Raw genomic sequence first — 16,985 nt, 5'->3', positions numbered from 1 at the left:
TCGGGCGGCCGATACTAAGTCAGCAAGCGTTTACATCAGCGTTCCTCTCAAGGTCGGGATCCCATGACGCAAACGATCGAGGAGTCGCGCCCCGCGGCCTCCGCCTCCCCGCAGCGCCACGGCGCCGGCGCCACCCTGCTGGTGGTCTACCTCTCGCTGGGCGGCCTGGCCTTCGCGGTGCTCCAGTCGCTGGTGGCTCCGGCGCTGTCCACGATCGGGCGGGAGCTGGGCGCCTCGACCGCGGACGCGAGCTGGGTGATCACGGCGTACCTGCTGTCGGCGTCGGTGCTGACGCCGATCCTCGGCCGCCTCGGCGACATGGTCGGCAAGCGCCGGGTGCTCATCGCCGTGCTGGCCATCCTGGCCGGCGGCACCTTGCTGGCCGCGCTGGCGCCGAACCTGGTCGTGCTGATCGTGGCGCGGGCGCTGCAGGGCGCGGCCGGGGCGATCCTGCCGCTGTCGATCGGCATCGTGCGCGACGAGCTGCCGCACGAGCGGGTCGGCGTCACCGTCGGCCTGCTGTCGGCGATCTTCGGCGTCGGCGCCGGGGTCGGCATCGTGGCCGCGGGCCCGATCGTCGAGCACCTGTCCTGGCACTGGCTGTTCTGGCTGCCGCTGGTGCTGGTCGTCGTCGCGCTGCTCGGGTCGATCTTCGGCATCAAGGAGTCGCCGGTCCGCACGCCGGGACGCCTGGACGTGCTGGGCGCGGGCATCCTGGCGGTGGGGCTGGTGGCGCTGCTGCTGGCGGTCAGCAAGGGCCAGGCCTGGGGCTGGGGCGAGGCGCGGACCGTCGGCCTGCTGGTGCTCGGCGTCGTGACGCTGATCGTCTTCGTGCTGGTCGAGCTGCGGGTGCGCGAGCCGCTGATCGACATGCGCCTGATGAAGGTGCGCGGCGTGTGGGCCACCGACCTGGTCGCGCTCATCCTCGGCTTCGCCATGTTCGGCACGTTCCTGCTGGTGCCGACGCTGCTGCAGCTGCCCGCGGCGACCGGCTACGGCTTCGGCAAGTCGGTCTCCCAGGCGGGCCTGTTCCTGCTGCCCACGGTCGCCATGATGGTCGTCTTCGGCCCGCTGGCCGGCCTGCTGGACCGCCGGTACGGCCCGAAGGCGCCGATGCTGATCGGCGCGGTCCTGGTGGTGGTCGCGTTCGCGCTGCCCGCCCTCGGCCACGGCGCGATCTGGCCGGTGCTGGCCTCCGGCGTGCTGACCGGCGCGGGGATCGGCTTCGCGTTCGCCGCCATGTCCAACGCGATCATCGAGAGCGTGCCGGCGGCGCAGACCGGGGAGGCGACCGGGGTCAACGCCATCGCCCGGACCATCGGCAGCAGCATCGGCACGGCGGTCGTGGCGGCCGTGATCTCGTCGCACAGCACCCCGCGGGGACTGCCCACCGACGACGCGTTCACCTACGGCTTCTGGGTCTGCGCGGCGGTCGCCGTGCTGGCCGTCGCGGCCTCGCTCGCCCTGCCCTCGGCCCGGGCCGCCGCGAAAAGCCGCCGGCGCTGACCCCGGCCGTTCCGCCACGGGGCCGCGGACACCTGACCGGTGACCGCAGCCCCGTCTTCATATGGATGTGCTTGAATATCTGGGAGCGCTCCCAACTCCCGAGGTAGGCCATGAAGAGACGACTCACCATCCTCGGCGCCGCCGTTCTGGCCGCCGCCGCCTCCGTTCTGTTCTTCGTCGGTCCCGCCTACGCGGCGACCGGCTTGCACGTCAGCGGCCGTGACATCGTCGAGGCGGGCGGCCAGCCCTTCGTCATGCGTGGCGTCAACCACGAGCACACCTGGTTCGCCGGCGAGACCGACTCCTTCGCCGACATCAAGGCCAAGGGGGCCAACACCGTACGCGTCGTGCTCAGCGGCGGGCGCTGGACGGCCAACAGCGCGAGCGACGTCGCCGCGGTGATCGCCCTGTGCAAGCAGAACAGGCTGATCTGTGTGCTGGAGGACCACGACACCACCGGGTACGGCGAGGACGGCGCCGCCGTCACCCTGGACCAGGCGGTCAACTACTGGATCGGTCTCAAGAGCGTGCTGGTGGGCCAGGAGGACTACGTCGTCATCAACATCGGCAACGAGCCGATCGGCAACACCGACCCGGGCCAGTGGACCGCCGCGACCGCCGCCGCGATCCAGAAGATGCGCAGCAACGGCTTCGAGCACCTGCTCATGGTCGACGCGCCGAACTGGGGCCAGGACTGGACCTACGTCATGCGCGACAACGCGCAGACCGTGCTGGACGCCGACACCCGGCACAACACCGTGCTCTCCATCCACATGTACGCGGTCTTCAACACGGCCGCGTCGATCACGTCCTACCTGGACACCTTCCGGAGCAAGGGCTGGCCGCTGGTCATCGGCGAGTTCGGCTGGCAGTTCGCCGCGGGCGAGGTGGACGACCAGACCCTGATGGCCGAGGCGGTCCGCCGGGGCATCGGCTACCTGGGCTGGTCCTGGGCCGGCAACAACGACCCGGTCCTGGACATGACGGTCGGCTTCGACCCGAACCGGCTGACCACCTGGGGGGAGCGGGTGTTCAACGGCCCCAACGGCATCCGGGCCACCGCGCGGGAGGCCGCGATCTTCGGCGGCGGCGCGACGACCCCGCCGACGAGCACCCCGCCGACGAGCACTCCGCCGACGAGCACTCCGCCGACGAGCACTCCGCCGACGAGCACCCCGCCCTCGACGCCGCCGCCGGCCGGGGGCGGGTGCACGGCCACGTACGCGGTCACCGGGCAGTGGTCCGGTGGCTTCCAGGGTGAGGTGCGGGTGAGCGCCGGCGCCACCGCCGTCAAGGGCTGGACGGTGACCCTGGCCTTCCCGAACGGGCAGACCGTCACCCAGGCGTGGAACGCGACGGTGACCGGCGGCGGATCCACCGTGACCGCACGCAACGTGAGCTACAACGGCAGCATCGCGGCCGGCGCCGGCACGACGTTCGGCTTCCTCGGGTCGTGGACCGGTGCCAACGGCGTACCGGCGCTGACCTGCTCGGCGACCTGACCGGGTCCGGGCCGGGCGCCGTGCGCGGCGCCCGGCCCGCAGATCACGAGCAGTGCTTGTCGACGGGCGCGAGCCACTGCTTGAGGGTGGGGCCCAGCGTCGTGTTCACGTCCTGCTGAGTCTTGATCTTGCTGAAGGTGCGGGCGTCGGCGGCCTTGGCCGCCAGCTGGTCGGCGGCCTTCTTGCCGTCGGCCCGCATCACCGGGTCGGTGCTGGCCTGGGTGACCGCGCTGATGGCGGTGGCGAACGCGGTCAGTGACTTCTTCACCTGCTGCTGATCCGGCTTCTCGTCGCCCGCGTGCTCGCGGGTGGCGACCAGCTTGGTCAGCGCCTCGGCGTACGGGGCCATGTGCCGGCTGTAGACCTGGCCGAGGGCTTCGCACGCGGACCGGGCCGACGCCTCGGCGCTGCGCTGCGCCGCGGGTGGCGCCGACGCGGCGCCGACGCCCACCCCGGGCTCGCCGGGGGCGGGGTTGGTCGCGGTGCCGCACGCGGCCGCCGAGAGCAGCACGCCGCTGATGATGAGGGCCTGCACGGCCTGACGCATCGGTTCCTCCTGCTGAGCATGGCGGTCGGGGGCGGGAGCGTTCCTGGGAGCGCTCCCATGACCGTCCTGCACCATACGTCGCGGCTTTGCGCCCGTCTAGAGACGCTCCTCGATTCCCTGGATGTCGCCATCCGGGCGGCACCCGGCTATGTGCGGGTTGCCCGGCGGGCCGGCCGGCCAGTGGTGCTCGTCGGGCACGAGGCGCCGGGCGGCGACTGCCCGGCGGTGCTGGCCGACAACCGGACCGGGGTCCGGCAGGCCGTCGCGCACCTCGCCGGGCACGGCGGCGAACGGCGGCGGCGTGGCCGTCGCCAAGGCCCTCATCCGGGCCGGGATGCTCGCGACCGCCTTCGTGCTGGGCACCGGCCGCGACGCCGTCGGCCTGCTCGGCCGGCTGGCCGAGGCGGGCTACGAACTGGCGATCGAGCTGCTGGGGTCGCACGACCGCGATCCCCGCGGGCTGGCCTGGATGGGGCGCACCCGGGCGCTCGGCGGCTTCGACCCCCACGAGGGGCACGACCGGGTGCGCGAGGCCATCACGGCGGCCGTCACCCAGCCGTTCACCGTCGACGGGCGCCGGGTCGAGGTCGGCCTGAGCATCGGTGTGGCCCTGTCCACCGACGGCTCCGCCGACCCCGACCATCTGCTCCGGGAGGCCGACGCGGCGATGTACCGCGAGAAGGCGGCCGCCCGGCGGCGCTGAGCGGGGTCAGCCGGCGCTGCACACCGTGCCGTTGAGCGTGAACGCCTGCGGCAGCACGTTCGGTCCGCTGTAGCCGGCGACGAAGCCCGCGGTCGCCGTGGCCCCCGGGGCCAGCGTGGCGTTCGGTTCGCCGGTCACCTTGACGTCGCGCCCGGTCTGCGTCCAGGTCCCGCTCCAGCCGCTCTGCACGGTCTGCCAGCCCGTCGGCCAGGTGAACGTCAGGGTCCAGTCGGTGAGCGGGACGGTCCCGTTGTTGGTGATCTCGACGGCGCCGACGAAGCCGTTGCCCCAGTCGCTGGTGTCGCTGAGCCGTACCGCGCAGGTGCTGGTGGCCGGGGCGGTGGTGGAGAAGGTCAGCGGCGACGACGACCACGACACCCGGCCCGCGGTGTCCCGGGCCAGCACGGTGACGGTGTAGCGGGTGCCCGGGCGCAGGTTGCGGACCGTGAGCAAGGTTCCGGCGGTCTCGCCGAGCTGCTCGCTGATCACTCCGTTGCTGCGGTACACCTCGTACTTGGCGATGGGGTCGCGGCCGGGCCGGGCGGCCGGCCAGGAGATCGTCGCGGTGCGGTCGGTGACGGCGCCCGCGACGGGCAGGCCGGGCGCGGTGGGAGCGCCGCCGCCGGCCCGGGCCGGGTGCAGGGTCACCAGGGTCAGCGAATACGGCGCCAGCGTCTGCTCCGCCGCGGTCCCCGCCGGGGCCGTGACCGGCGTCCCCCCGTTGCCCAGCGAGATCACCGTCGGCGCGGCGCCGGTGGCCGGCTCGTAGCCCTGGTAGTCCAGGGTGGCCGTCCGCTCGTTGTCGGGGTCCCGGTTGATCAGCAGCACCTGCAGGTCGCCGTTCGGCCGGCGGGCCGCGTGCGCCGCCACCAGCGGGTCGTCGGTGCCGGCGCCGACCAGCTGGTCACCGGGGTGGACGAACGACGACATCATCGTCAGCGCGTGGTACGGGGCGAACGGCGTGTTCAGCGGCGGCTCGCACACCGACCCGTCCGCCGTGCAGTTGCCGCTGGAGAGCATGCCGTAGTCACCGTAGTCGCGCTGACCGGCGACGGTGGAGACGGTGCCGATGCCGTTGTGGACGTTCCACCACTGCACGGTGAAGACGCCGTTCTCCAGCAGGTCGCTGTAGGCGTCGGCGAGGAACAGGGCGCCGGGCTGGGTGTTCGGTCCGACCCCGACGTTGGTCTCGGTCAGGCTGATCGTGATGCGGCCGGCGCCGGGGCCGGCGTACTGGTCGATCTGCCGGCGCAGCAGGTACATCGCGTCGTCGACGTGGCTGGTCCGGGTCAGCGACTCGGCGGCCGACCCGCCGCCGGGGTACCAGTGCACGTCGACGAAGTCGATGTGGGCCCCGGCGCGGGTGAGCACCTCCTTGTTCCAGGTGCCGGCGTCGCCCTCGCCGACCAGGCCGTCGGGCCAGTTGCCGGGCATGGTGAGCACCGCGCCGATCTTGATGTCCGGGTCGACGGCCCGCATCGCGTCGGCGAAGGCGACCACGCCCGCGGCGTACGCGGCCGGGCTCTTGTCGGCGTGGTCGTCGGCCTCCCACGCCGCGCCGTAGTGGCCGTTGCCGTAGTTCTCGTTGCCGATCGTCCAGTACTTCGCCCGGTAGCCCTTGTCCTTGGCGTGCCGCACCCAGCCGGCCGCCTCCTCGGCGGTGCCCGTGCCGTAGTTCGCGATGATCATCGGCTCGGCGCCGACCCGCGCGGCCGAGGCCATGAACGTGTCGAAGTCGGTGTTCGGGGCGACGTAGCCGCCGGGCGCGGTGTGGTCGCGCCAGTGGTAGATGTCGGCGTACGAGCCGCCGGGGTAGCGCAGCATCCGCACGCCGGCCGCCTTGAGCAGGTCGGAGGTCTGGGCGGTGCCGAGGTTGGTGTCCCAGATGGCGTCGTTGACGCCCAGGGCGGTGCCGGGGACGGTGGCCAGGCCGGCGCGGGCGTTCACGGTCACGGCGACGGGGGTGGCGGCGGCGGAGGCGGTGGGTGCGGCGATGACAGGGCTGGGCGCGGCGAAGCTGACCAGCGCACCGGCGCCGAGCAACAGCGCACCCCGGGCGACCCGGTGGAAGATCGCGGACGGCATGGCCTCTCCAATCGAGGAGAACGGGTGAGTGGGAGCGCTCCCATACTCGGCTGGGCAGTGAGCGGTGTCAATCTCTCCCGACGCCCCGGAAGAACTATGTTTACGAACGGTCGGTCTTTTTATAGGGTGTGGCCATGACGCACGACGGCCGGCTCATCCGCGGGGAGCGCACCCGGGCCGCCGTGCTCGACCAGGCCCTGCTGCTCACCACCGTCGCCGGGCTCGGCGGCCTGTCGCTCAGCCAGGTCGCCGACGCCCTGGGCGTCAGCAAGTCCGGCCTGTTCGCGCACTGGCGGTCCAAGGAGGCGCTGCAGCTCGCGGTCATCGACCACGCCCGGGCCCAGTGGACCGACCGGATCATCCGCCCCGCGCTGCAGGCGCCGCGCGGACTGCGCCGGTTGTGGGCCGTGCACGACACCCGCCTCGGCTTCTACGAGGCCGAGGTCCTGCCCGGCGGCTGCTTCTTCGCCAACGCCCACTTCGAGTTCAACGCCCGCCCCGGCGTGATCCGCGACCGGCTGGCCGCGGAGCTGACCGACTGGATGACGTTCCTGACCGGCGTGGCCGCCGACGCGGTCACGCTCGGCGAGCTGCGCGCCGGCGCCGTCGCCGAGGACATCGCCTACCAGACCGAGTCCCTGGGCGTGTGCGCCGTGATGCAGGCGCCCGTGCTGGGCCGGGCGCCGACCTTCCGCCGTGCCCGCCGCGCCCTGCTCGACCACCTGCGCCCGCTCGCCACCGACCCGACGATCCTCCCGGAGCCGACATGACCACCGTGACCGAAGCCGCGCCGTACGGCGACGTCGTGCCCATGCCCGTGCACTTCGACGACCTGGACGCCATGGGCGTGCTGCACAACGCCCGCTACGCGGTGCTGGTGGAGCGGGCGGTGGTGCACTGGTGGGCCGAGCGCGGCGTCTCCTTCTCGGGCGGCCGGCCCACCACCCCGGACGCCTTCAACGTGGTCCGCGAGTACGCGATCACCTTCCACCGCCCGGTCCGCGGCACCGGCGCCGTCGGCGTGCACTTCTGGCTGGAGAGCATGGGTACGACCAGCGCGGACTACCGCTTCCGGGTGATCTCCACCGACGGCGCCACGGTGTACGCCGAGGGGCGCCGGGTCAACGTCCGCCTCGATCCGGCCACCATGCGCCCCGTCCCCTGGACCCCGCACGGCCGCGACCTGGGGTCGGCGCTGCTGCGCGGCTGACCCGTCGCCCGGCGCGGCGCCGGTTCCGGTCCCCCGTGCGACCGGAACCGGCGCCGCCCTCCCCGTTCAGATCGCGATGAGCAGGGTCTGATGGATGTGGTCGGCCAGCCGGTCGGCGACCGGCAGCGCCTCGTCGGCGTCCCACGGGAAGTGCACGCCGAGGTAGACCCGGCTCCGGCCGTTCTCCCGGGCGGCCTCGGAGAACGACGTGAAGCCGCGCTTGACCCCCACGGCGAACGGGTCGTCGGTGCCGAGCTGGAAGGACTTCTCGTCGGTGCCGAAGAAGTTCGCCATCATCCGGCCGTGCGCGGCGCTGAACGTGGCGTGCCCGGAGATGTAGGCCGGGAACGCCGGCGAGAAGCGCGCGCCGCCGTACGTGGCCGACAGCGGCTGCCACAGCGGGTCGGCCGTGGTGTCGCAGTTGCCGTCCAGCGCGGCCAGCTGGATCGCCGTGTCGGGGCGCCACAGGTCGAACTCGGTGTCGTACTTGGCGTCCCACGCCACCACCGCGGCGTCGGCCATCGCGATCGCCACCAGCGCGTACAGGTGGGCGGTGGCGTCCAGGTCGAGCCCCTCGTCGACGGCCAGCGCGCGGGTCAGCTCGAACAGCTGGCCCGGCGGCTTGTAGGTGCCGTCCAGGTCGTTGGCCCAGAAGTGCGCGATCTCCGTCTGCTCGGGCGTGCGGGTGGCCGAGTCGAACCGGCCGAGCTCCTTGACCTCGTTGAGCTGGCTCGCGTACTCGTCCGAGGCGAGCAGCGAGGCCAGGTCCGCGGCGCCGCCGGGCGCCGGCGGGCGGAAGGTGGCCAGCCAGTTCTCCATCGACTCCCCGCGGGGCAGGGAGAACGGCCGGACCCGGCCCCAGCGCGGGGTCACCGGCGCGGTGACCGCGTTCACCGGCCGCCAGGCGCCCGGCGCCGTGCCGATCGGGTACGGGCTGTCGTCGTCGTGACCGTCGTTCGCGCGGTCGGCGATGATCGCCAGGGCCGCGCTGTCGCCGATCCGGCGGCCGGCCAGCACCGCCGCGCGCTGCGGTCCGGGCGCCGGGAGCGGGCCCTCCCGCTGCGCGAGCTCCGCGTCGAAGGTGGCGCTCTGCTCCGGGAACAGCGTGGTGAGCACCCGGTGCGCCGCGCGGTGCACGGCGGCCTCCTTGTTCTCGGTGCCCGCGGCGCCGAGCCCGCCGAGGTACGGCGCGTGCGTCGGCGTGATGGCCACGACGGCGTCGTGCACGGCGATGTGCAGGATCGCCCCGGCCCGGGCGATCGGCCCGGGCGCGCCGCCGCGCACCCGGATCGCCTGCAGGAAGGTCGCGTTCCAGTCCAGCACTGCGTTCATGGGTCTCCTCCTCTTCAGCTACTCGGCGGGGGCCGCCGAGCCGGTCGATGTCGGTGCGGGCGGACGGGTGCGCCCGCTGGGCACCCGCAACGCCGCGGGGCCGCCCCCGGCCCGGGGCCGGGGCTGTCGCTGGTAGGTGATCCGGACGGTGCGCAGTGCCCAGCGCATCCGCGGCACCGCGATGTCCGGGTGGTCACCGAAGGCGGCGGCGACCTCCCCGGCGCACCCCTTGGTGCCGCCGTGGCGGCGCACGGCGTTGCGGATGGCCGCCGCCACCTCGGCGCCGACCGGGACCGGCCGGGCGGGCAGGTCGCTCACGAACAGCGCCTCGGCCCGGGCGACGGCCAGGAGATCGGTTCGGGTTGTCATGGCGTTCAACTCCTTCGGCTCGGCGCCGCCGGGCGGCGGTCGGTCGGGCATCGTCGGGTGGGTCGGGAACCACAGTGGCGGCCGGCCCTGCAGCGATCACTGCACCGCCTGCTGCACCGGCCGCTGCACCCGTGCCGTTGCGCACACGGAGGAAGCCGGCCGCCCCTGCGGGGGCGACCGGCTTCGCCGGAAGTGCTGCGCCGTGCGGTTGCCCCACGCAGGAGGAGCTACCGCGGCGACCGCTTGATACGTCCGCTACCCGGATGGTGGCCGGCGCCTACGCGCGGCCGGGCCGGGCGCCGGTCAGGTCGCGGGATACAGCGAGTCGATCAGGCCGGCGTACCGCTGCTCGACCGAGCGCCGCCGCACCTTCAGCGACGGCGTGAGGTCGCCGCCCTCGACGGCCAGGTGGTGGTCGAGGACCGCGAACTTCTTGATCGTCTCCCAGGGGGCCAGCGTGGCGTTCAGCTCGTCGACGCAGGCGCTCAGCGCGGCCGTCAGCTGCGGCGAGCGGACGATTGCGGCGTAGTCGGCGTCGCCCAGGCCGTGCCGGGCCGCCCAGCCGGCCACCGCGTCCGGGTCCAGGTCGATCAGGGCGGTGATGTACTTGCGGCCCTCGCCGTGCACCAGGATCTGGCCGGCCAGCGGGCAGATCCCCTTGAACCGGGCCTCGATCGTCTGCGGCGCCACGTACTTGCCCGTGGAGGTCTTGATCAGGTCCTTCTTGCGGTCGGTGATCCGCAGCGACCCGGCGGCGGTGATCTCGCCGATGTCGCCGGTGTGCAGCCAGCCGCCGGCCAGCGCGTCCGCGGTCTCCGCGGGCCGGCCGTGGTAGCCCTGCATCACCCCGGCCCCGCGCACCAGGATCTCCCCGTCGCCGGCCAGGGCGACGCGGGTGCCGGGCAGCGGCCGCCCCACGGTGCCGTACTCGGGCCGGCCGGGCCGGTTGAAGAACGTGGTCGCGCAGGTCTCGGTCAGCCCGTAGCCCTCCAGCACGGGCAGGCCCACGGCGTCGAACCACTCGGCGATCTCCGTCGACAGGGCGGCCGCCCCGGAGATGAAGAACCGCAGCCGGCCGCCGAACCGGCTCCGGACCCGGGCCAGGACCAGCCGGTCGGCCACCCGGTGCTGGGCGGCGAGGAGCGCGCCGGGGCGCCGTCCCTGCCGGCGCGCCCGGGACATCCGGAGGCCGACGCCGATGCCCCAGCCGAACAGCCGGGCCGTCACCGGGTTGCCCTCGCGCACGGTGGCCAGGACCCCGGCGTACACCTTCTCGAAGATCCGGGGGACGGCCGGGACGATCGTCGGCCGGACCACCGGCAGGCGGGCCACCAGCCGGCCGACGTCGCCGTCCACCGCGAACGCGAAGCCCACGGACAGCTGGCAGGACAGCAGGGCCTTGCCGAAGGCGTGGGCCAGCGGCAGCCAGAGGTAGCCGAGGTCGCTGGGGTGCAGGAAGCCCATGGCCCGGATGGCCAGGCCCTGGTAGACCCAGCTGCGGTGGGTGACGCGCACGCCCTTGGGCAGCCCGGTGGTGCCGGAGGTGTAGATCAGCGTCGCCAGGTCGTCGGGCCCGATCGCCGCGCACGCCTCGCGGACCGCCTCCGGCCGGGCGGCCAGCAGCTCCCGGCCGGCGGCGCGCAGGGCGCCGAGGGTCAGCACCCGCGGGTCGTCGTCCGGGGCCGTGCCGTCGATCAGGACGGCGTGCTCCACCGGGGACTCCGCGGTGAGCACCCGGCCGAGCTGCGCGGCCTGCTCGACCACCGCGAACCGGCTGGCCGAGTCGGCCAGGATGTGCGCGACCTCCGCGGGGGAGCCGGTCGGGTACACCGTCGTGGTGGCGCCGCCGGCGCACATCACCCCGAAGTCGGCCTCGATCCACTCGGTCCGGGTGCCGGCCATGATCGCCACCCGTTCCTGCGGCCGCAGGCCCAGGCCGAGCAGCCCGGCGGCGATCTCGGTGACCGCCGTGCCGGTCTCGGCCCAGCTCTGCGACCGCCAGTCCGGGCCGGCGCCGGGCCGCCGGTACGCCTCGGCCTCCGGCGTCCGGGCCACCCGGTCGAGGAACATCGCGCCGAACGACGCCGGCTCGGTGCGCTGCAGCTCCGCCAGGAGGTCTTCCTCGGCGGTGCTCGCGTGGCAGCTCGTGGAGGCCGTCACGGTGCTGGTCGGCATGGATGTCCCTCTCCGTCGGTCCCCCCATCATCCGCCAGGGCCGCGACGGCCGTCACGAGGTCGGCGCCGGGGCACCGCGGGGGGTGAATCAGGCCGGGGCCGCCGCGGCCAGCGGGCGCCACTGCTCGGAGCCGAAGACCTCGTAACGGATCCGGTCGTCGGCCACGCCGCGGCGGTGCAGGCCGGCGCGGACCGCCTGCATGAACGGGACCGGGCCGCACAGGTAGACCTCGGCGCCGGGCCGCAGCGGGACGGCGTCGGTGTCGATGAAGCCCTGGTACGCGCCCGGGACGCCCGCGGCCCGCTCGTACCAGACGAGGGAGGTGCAGGAGGCGAGCCGCGAGCGGTGACCGGTCATGTCCAGGCGCAGCGCGTGACGGTCGGGGCTGCGGTCGGCGTGCACGAGGGTGACGTCGCGGGTCGGCTGGGTGCGCGCGACCTGGTCCAGGATCGCGGCCATCGGCGTGATGCCCACCCCGGCGCTGATCAGCACGAGCGGGTCCGTGCCGGGGCGCAGGGTCAGATCGCCGTACGGGTGGCTCAGCAGCAGCCGGTCGCCGGCGGTGACGTGGTCGTGCAGGTAGCCGGAGACGACGCCGTCCGGGGCGCCCCCGGCGCCGCGGACCCGGCGGACGGTGATCCGCAGGGTGGCGCCGGTGGCCGCCTGGGACAGCGAGTACTGCCGCAGCTGGCGGTGGCCGTCGGGCAGGTCGGCGGCGACGGTGACGTACTGGCCCGGCACGAAGGAGGGGGCCGGCCGGCCGTCGGCGGGGGTCAGGATGAACGACATGGTGTCGTGCGCCTCGGCGATCCGGGTGGCCACCACGTACTCGCGCCACGGGTCGGCGCCGTCCACCCCGGCCTCGGCGTAGAGGCGCGCCTCGCGGCCGATCAGCCGGGCGGCGAACAGCCAGTACACCTCGTCCCAGGCGGCGGCGACCGCGGGGGTCACCGCGTCGCCGAGCACCGTGCCGACCGCGCCGAGCAGGTAGCGGCCCACCATCGTGTACTGCTCCGGGCGGATGCCCAGGGCGCAGTGCCGCTGCGCGATGCGCTCCACGATGTGGTCGAAGACCGCGGCGTCCGGCCCCGCGCCGACCAGGTGCGCGGCGAAGGCGGCAACCGCGCCGCCCAGCGCGCTGCGCTGCTCCCCGGTGGCCTGCGCGCCGCGATTGAACAGGTCGAGCAGCTCCGGGTGCTCGCCGAGCATCGTGTCGTAGAACGTGCCGGAGATCTGGTCCAGGTGCCGGCCGACGACCGGCAGGGTGGCCTCGATGACCGGGGCGCTGGTGGCAGAGAGCATCGTTTCTCCAGGTGTCGGGGATGGACCGGTCAGAGCCGGCCGAGGCTGAGCAGCACCTGCCGGGCGGGCGGTGCGGCCAGGTCGCCGACCGTGATCGGGTCCAGGGCGGCGTAGAACGCCTCCTGGGCCCGGCCCAGCGCCCCGCGCAGCCGGCAGCCCCGGCTCAGCGGGCAGGCCGTCTCGCCCTCGCAGTCGACGACCTCCGTCGCGCCCTCCAGCTCGCGGACGAGGGCGCCGATCGACGCCGTGGGCGCCGACGCGGCGAGGCGGACCCCGCCGCTGCGGCCCCGGACCGTCTCCAGCAGACCCAGCCGCTGCAGCCGCTGGACCACCTTGGCCAGGTGATGCCGCGGCACGGCCAGGGCGGCGGCCAGCTCGTCGATGGTGAGCCGGTCGGTGCGGGCCGCGCCCAGTATGAGCACGCGGAGGCCGATGTCCGTGGAGCGGTTGAGGCGCACCGGATGATCCTAAACAGAATGAGGAGTCTGATACTCCTCTTTATGGGACTCATCACGCCGGCGCGCCGCGGCGCCGCTCCGGGTCAGGGCAGCCGGACGACGTCGGCGATCACGGCGCCGTCGGCGGTCAGCCGGGTCGCGGCCGGGCTGTCGAAGACCACCATGGCCAGCTTGTCGCCGGGCCGGCCGATCAGGCCCATGCCCTCGGCGTGGTCGTCGCCCTCGCCGTAGGTGATCTCCAGCTCCCGGGTGAGCGTCTCGCCGCGTACCACCGCGGGCATCTCGACCCGGGCGGCCCCGTGCCAGCGGTGGATCCGCACCGGCCCGTCCAGGCTCATGGTCGGCCCGGCCAGCACCAGCAGGTCGTCGCCGTCCGGGCAGAGGTCGCGGACGCCCAGGCCGCCCAGGTCCAGCACGTGCTTGCGGTACGCCAGCCCGTCGTCGAACGGCCGCAGCCGCAGCCGTCGCGGCTCAGCCGGATCCACGTACGGCCGCAGCTCCAGCACGAAGGCCCACCCGCGCAGCACCGGGCCGCGCAGGCCGAGGTACACCCGGTCGCCGCTGACCGCGATGCCCTCGACGTCCAGGCCGTTGTCCTTGCCGGGGATGGCCAGGAAGGGGACGAGGTGCGGGTCGTGCCGCAGCAGCGTGCGCAGGCCGTCGCGTTTGTCGAGCTGGGCGGCCAGGTGCCGCTCGCCGGCCACGACCAGTTCCGGCACCGGGGTGGGCAGGCCGTCCACCTCGGCGATCGGCAGCCGGACGAGGATCTGCCGGTTGTCCTGACCCTGCACCCGGGCCAGCCGCCGCAGCGCCTTGTCGCCGGTGTGGTGGTCCTTGATCCGCTTGCGCCGCAGGCTGTGCGAGCCGACCGCCCACAGGAAGTGCCCGGCCCGGGACAGTCCCTCGATGTCCGCCTCCTCGTCGGCGTCCTCGCCGGGCAGGTCGATGAAGTCGGCCAGCCGGAAGGTGCGCTCGTCGGCGTACTCGGTGGGGTGGTCGAGGTCGTCGGCCACCAGGCGTTCCAGTGTCGCCGTCTCGTCGCCCGCCACCCAGAGCACCCGGCCGTCGACGCGGACCGCGGACAGGTTGGTGTGGGTGGCGGCGGCCCGGGAGAGGTCGCCGAAGCGCAGGCGGACCGTGTGTACCAATGTCATGGCGACATGGTGACACCGGGACGCCCGGCCGGGTCGCACCGCGGCCGGAAAGGAACTTTACCGGTTCAGGAGGCATTGACGGTCATCGCTGTAGCGGCCTACCGTGCCGGGTGTCGGGAGAGACTGCTGGAGGTCGCCATGCCCCACCGGACCCGGTTGCTGCGCGCCGTTGCGGCGGCCCTCCTCACCACCGTGGCCGTCGTCGCCCCCGCGGCCGCACCGGCCGCCGCGGCACCCTCGGCGGCACCGCTCGTCTCCACCCCGCCCATGGGATTCAACGATTGGAACGCCTTCGGTTGCGAGGTGGACGAGCGCCTCATCCGCGAGACCGCCGACGCCATGGTCGGCGCCGGGCTCGCCGCGGCCGGCTACCGGTACGTCAACATCGACGACTGCTGGTCGGCCAGGACCCGCGACGCGGACGGCCGTTTGGTTCCTGATCCGGTTAAGTTTCCCGCCGGGATCCGGGGAGTCGCCGACTACGTGCACGCCCGCGGGCTCAAGCTCGGCATCTACGGCGACGCCGGCACCCTGACCTGCGCCGGCTACCCCGGCAGCCTCGGCCACGAGGACATCGACGCCCGGACCTGGGCCGAGTGGGGTGTCGACTACCTCAAGTACGACAACTGCAACAACCAGTCGGACGGCTCGCAGGCCGACTACGTGCGCCGGTACACCGCCATGCGGCAGGCGCTGGACCGCACCGGCCGGCCGATCGTCTACTCCATCTGCGAGTGGGGCACGTCCCGGCCCTGGGAGTGGGCCCGCGGCGTCGGCGACCTGTGGCGCACCACCGGCGACATCAGCGACAACTGGGCCAGCCTGCGGTCGATCATCGCGCAGAACGCGCCGCTGTACCCGTACGCCGGGCCCGGGCACTTCAACGACCCCGACATGCTCGAGATCGGCAACGGCGGGATGACCGCCACCGAGTACCGCACCCACCTGAGCACCTGGGCGATGATGGCCGCGCCGCTGATCATCGGCACCGACCTGCGGACCGCCTCGGCCGAGACGCTGGCGATCCTCGGCAACCGCGAGATCATCGCCGTCGACCAGGACCCGCTCGGCCGCCAGGCCACCGTGGTCTCCGACCACGCCGGGCTCATGGTGCTGGACAAGCCGCTGGCCGGCGGCGACCACGCGATCGCGCTCTACAACGCGACCGACCACCTCGCCGCGGTCGGCGTCCCCGCCGCGGACACCGGGCTGCCGGCGGCGCCGGCCTACCGGCTGCGGGACCTGTGGACCGGCCGTTCCGTGCAGGCCGCGGCCACCATCGAGGCGGCGGTCCCCGCGCACGGCACCGTCGTCTACCGGGTCCGGCCCCTGCGCGGCCCCGAGACCGTCCCGCCCGCCGTCACCGTGGCCGCCACCCTCCCCACGGTCGTCCCCGGCGCCGACTCCACCGCGGCGCTCACGACGACCGTCACCAACCGCGCCCCGGCGCCCGTGCGGCGGGTCGCCGTCACCGCGCAGGCGCCGGCCGGGTGGGTGGTCACGCCGGCCGGGCCGGACGCCCAGCCGCGGCTGGGCCCCGACCGGAGCCTGGCGACCCGGTGGACCGTGCGGGCGCCGGACGACACCCCGGCGGGCCGGTACCCGATCACGGTGACCGCCCGCTACACCTGGGGACGGGGCCGCGCCGGCGCCACGTCCAGCGAACTGGTCGCCACGGTGGTGACCGCGCCCGCGGCGGGCCGGTGGGCGCTGAGCAAGGTGCCCGCGTACGCCACCGCCAACGGCCTCGGCCCGGTCGAACCCGATCAGAGCAACGGCGGCGCCGGGATCGCCGACGGCAACCTGATCACCATCGGCGGGCGGCACTACACGCGCGGACTCGGCACCGCCGCGCCCGCCGAACTCGTCTACTACCTCGGCGGCGCCTGCACCCGGCTGGTCACCGACGTGGGCGTCGACGACGAGGCGCCGGCCGCGGCCCCGGCCACCTTCACGGTCGACGCCGACGGCGCGGTCGCCGCCACCAGCGGCCCGCTCGGCTCCGGCGCGGCGCCGGCGACGCTGACCGCCGATCTCACCGGGGTCCGCTGGCTGCGGCTGGTCACCACGGGCGCCGCCGGCGCCCACACCGACTGGGCCGACCCCGTGCTGTCCTGCGGCGGCGCCGGACCGGACGACCCGGTACGGCCCGTCCGGCAGACCATCTTCTCCTTCGAGGACGGCACCGACGGGTTCACCACCGCCAACCCCGGCACCGGGGGCGCCGTGGCGCAGTCCGCCGCCTTCCACACCGACGGCTCGTCCGGGCTGCGGGTCGAGACGCCGGTGCCGGGCAACTGGTTCGGCGCCCCGGTGCCCGCCTCGCTCGACCTCGGCGGCCGCTCCGGGCTCGCCTTCGACCTGCGCACCGGGGACGTGGGCAGCGTCGGCGAGATCGCCGTCCAGGTCGGCGACGCGCTCACCTGGTGCCAGGCCGGCCGGTGGGCCTGGACCGACCCGCACCGCAGCCGGACCATCACCGAGTCCTTCGACGACATCGAGTGCCCCTCCGGCGTCACCCTCGACGTGACGCGGATCCGGGTCGTGTGGGTCTTCCTCAACTCCGGGGGAGTGGTGCACATCGACCAGGTCCGCGCCGAATGACATCCACCCGTGTAGATGCGCCGCGGCCCGTCACGTG

15 protein-coding genes are annotated in these 16,985 nt (G+C 74.1%); 6 read left to right on the top strand and 9 right to left on the bottom strand.

Features of this window, described 5'->3' with window-relative positions; translation table 11 throughout:
* The first annotated feature begins 63 nt into the window (after positions 1 to 63).
* Complete coding sequence (locus tag Ani05nite_RS13970) at positions 64 to 1,506, top strand: MFS transporter (protein ID WP_203768515.1); 1,443 nt, start codon at positions 64 to 66, stop codon at positions 1,504 to 1,506.
* A 110-nt stretch (positions 1,507 to 1,616) separates the two neighbouring features.
* Positions 1,617 to 3,008 (top strand): cellulase family glycosylhydrolase, encoded by a 1,392-nt coding sequence (locus Ani05nite_RS13965; RefSeq protein WP_203768513.1) that lies wholly within the window; start codon positions 1,617 to 1,619, stop codon positions 3,006 to 3,008.
* Positions 3,009 to 3,051: 43 nt separating this feature from the next.
* On the opposite strand, the gene Ani05nite_RS13960 is transcribed toward Ani05nite_RS13965, so the two are convergent.
* The gene (locus tag Ani05nite_RS13960; RefSeq protein WP_203768511.1) at positions 3,052 to 3,555 is read right to left on the bottom strand and encodes a hypothetical protein; all 504 of its coding nucleotides are present in this window, start codon (positions 3,553 to 3,555) and stop codon (positions 3,052 to 3,054) included.
* A gap of 96 nt (positions 3,556 to 3,651) precedes the next feature.
* On the bottom strand, positions 3,652 to 3,879 hold the full coding sequence (locus Ani05nite_RS13955; protein ID WP_203768509.1) for a hypothetical protein: 228 nt from the start codon (positions 3,877 to 3,879) through the stop codon (positions 3,652 to 3,654).
* On the opposite strand from Ani05nite_RS13955, the gene Ani05nite_RS13950 reads away from it, so the two are divergent.
* The gene (locus tag Ani05nite_RS13950; protein WP_203768507.1) at positions 3,857 to 4,258 is read left to right on the top strand and encodes a diguanylate cyclase domain-containing protein; all 402 of its coding nucleotides are present in this window, start codon (positions 3,857 to 3,859) and stop codon (positions 4,256 to 4,258) included. The genes Ani05nite_RS13955 and Ani05nite_RS13950 overlap by 23 nt on opposite strands.
* Positions 4,259 to 4,264: 6 nt before the next feature.
* Here Ani05nite_RS13950 and Ani05nite_RS13945 read toward each other — a convergent pair whose 3' ends face one another.
* A complete protein-coding gene (locus Ani05nite_RS13945) occupies positions 4,265 to 6,343 on the bottom strand; it encodes a cellulose binding domain-containing protein (RefSeq protein ID WP_203768505.1) in 2,079 nt (692 codons plus the stop codon).
* Between the two features lie 134 nt (positions 6,344 to 6,477).
* Here Ani05nite_RS13945 and Ani05nite_RS13940 point away from each other — a divergent pair, with 134 nt between their 5' ends.
* Complete coding sequence (locus Ani05nite_RS13940; RefSeq protein WP_203768503.1) at positions 6,478 to 7,113, top strand: TetR/AcrR family transcriptional regulator; 636 nt, start codon at positions 6,478 to 6,480, stop codon at positions 7,111 to 7,113.
* The gene (locus Ani05nite_RS13935; RefSeq protein ID WP_203768501.1) at positions 7,110 to 7,553 is read left to right on the top strand and encodes an acyl-CoA thioesterase; all 444 of its coding nucleotides are present in this window, start codon (positions 7,110 to 7,112) and stop codon (positions 7,551 to 7,553) included. The genes Ani05nite_RS13940 and Ani05nite_RS13935 overlap by 4 nt, the downstream gene beginning before the upstream one ends.
* 66 nt (positions 7,554 to 7,619) lie before the next feature.
* Here Ani05nite_RS13935 and Ani05nite_RS13930 read toward each other — a convergent pair whose 3' ends face one another.
* The 6 genes from Ani05nite_RS13930 to Ani05nite_RS13905 form a co-directional block, all read right to left on the bottom strand.
* Positions 7,620 to 8,885, bottom strand: a complete 1,266-nt coding sequence (locus Ani05nite_RS13930) for a vanadium-dependent haloperoxidase (protein ID WP_203768499.1) — start codon at positions 8,883 to 8,885, stop codon at positions 7,620 to 7,622.
* 18 nt (positions 8,886 to 8,903) lie between these two features.
* Complete coding sequence (locus Ani05nite_RS13925; RefSeq protein ID WP_203768497.1) at positions 8,904 to 9,254, bottom strand: hypothetical protein; 351 nt, start codon at positions 9,252 to 9,254, stop codon at positions 8,904 to 8,906.
* A 303-nt stretch (positions 9,255 to 9,557) separates the two neighbouring features.
* Positions 9,558 to 11,429 carry an AMP-dependent synthetase/ligase gene (locus Ani05nite_RS13920; RefSeq protein ID WP_239129881.1) on the bottom strand — a complete coding sequence of 624 codons (1,872 nt, stop codon included), beginning with the start codon at positions 11,427 to 11,429 and terminating at the stop codon, positions 9,558 to 9,560.
* A gap of 88 nt (positions 11,430 to 11,517) precedes the next feature.
* On the bottom strand, positions 11,518 to 12,732 hold the full coding sequence (locus Ani05nite_RS13915; protein ID WP_203768495.1) for a globin domain-containing protein: 1,215 nt from the start codon (positions 12,730 to 12,732) through the stop codon (positions 11,518 to 11,520).
* Positions 12,733 to 12,761: 29 nt separating this feature from the next.
* The gene (locus tag Ani05nite_RS13910) at positions 12,762 to 13,190 is read right to left on the bottom strand and encodes an RrF2 family transcriptional regulator (protein WP_203768493.1); all 429 of its coding nucleotides are present in this window, start codon (positions 13,188 to 13,190) and stop codon (positions 12,762 to 12,764) included.
* 83 nt (positions 13,191 to 13,273) lie between these two features.
* Positions 13,274 to 14,344 carry a DUF3616 domain-containing protein gene (locus tag Ani05nite_RS13905; protein ID WP_203768491.1) on the bottom strand — a complete coding sequence of 357 codons (1,071 nt, stop codon included), beginning with the start codon at positions 14,342 to 14,344 and terminating at the stop codon, positions 13,274 to 13,276.
* A gap of 138 nt (positions 14,345 to 14,482) precedes the next feature.
* On the opposite strand from Ani05nite_RS13905, the gene Ani05nite_RS13900 reads away from it, so the two are divergent.
* Positions 14,483 to 16,948, top strand: a complete 2,466-nt coding sequence (locus Ani05nite_RS13900) for an NPCBM/NEW2 domain-containing protein (protein WP_203768489.1) — start codon at positions 14,483 to 14,485, stop codon at positions 16,946 to 16,948.
* Positions 16,949 to 16,985: the final 37 nt, after the last annotated feature.

The organism is Actinoplanes nipponensis, assembly GCF_016862275.1.
GTDB classification, from domain to species: domain Bacteria; phylum Actinomycetota; class Actinomycetes; order Mycobacteriales; family Micromonosporaceae; genus Actinoplanes; species Actinoplanes nipponensis.
The sequence above is the reverse complement of the archived record's forward strand: the minus strand, read 5'-3'. Positions and strand labels throughout refer to the sequence as shown.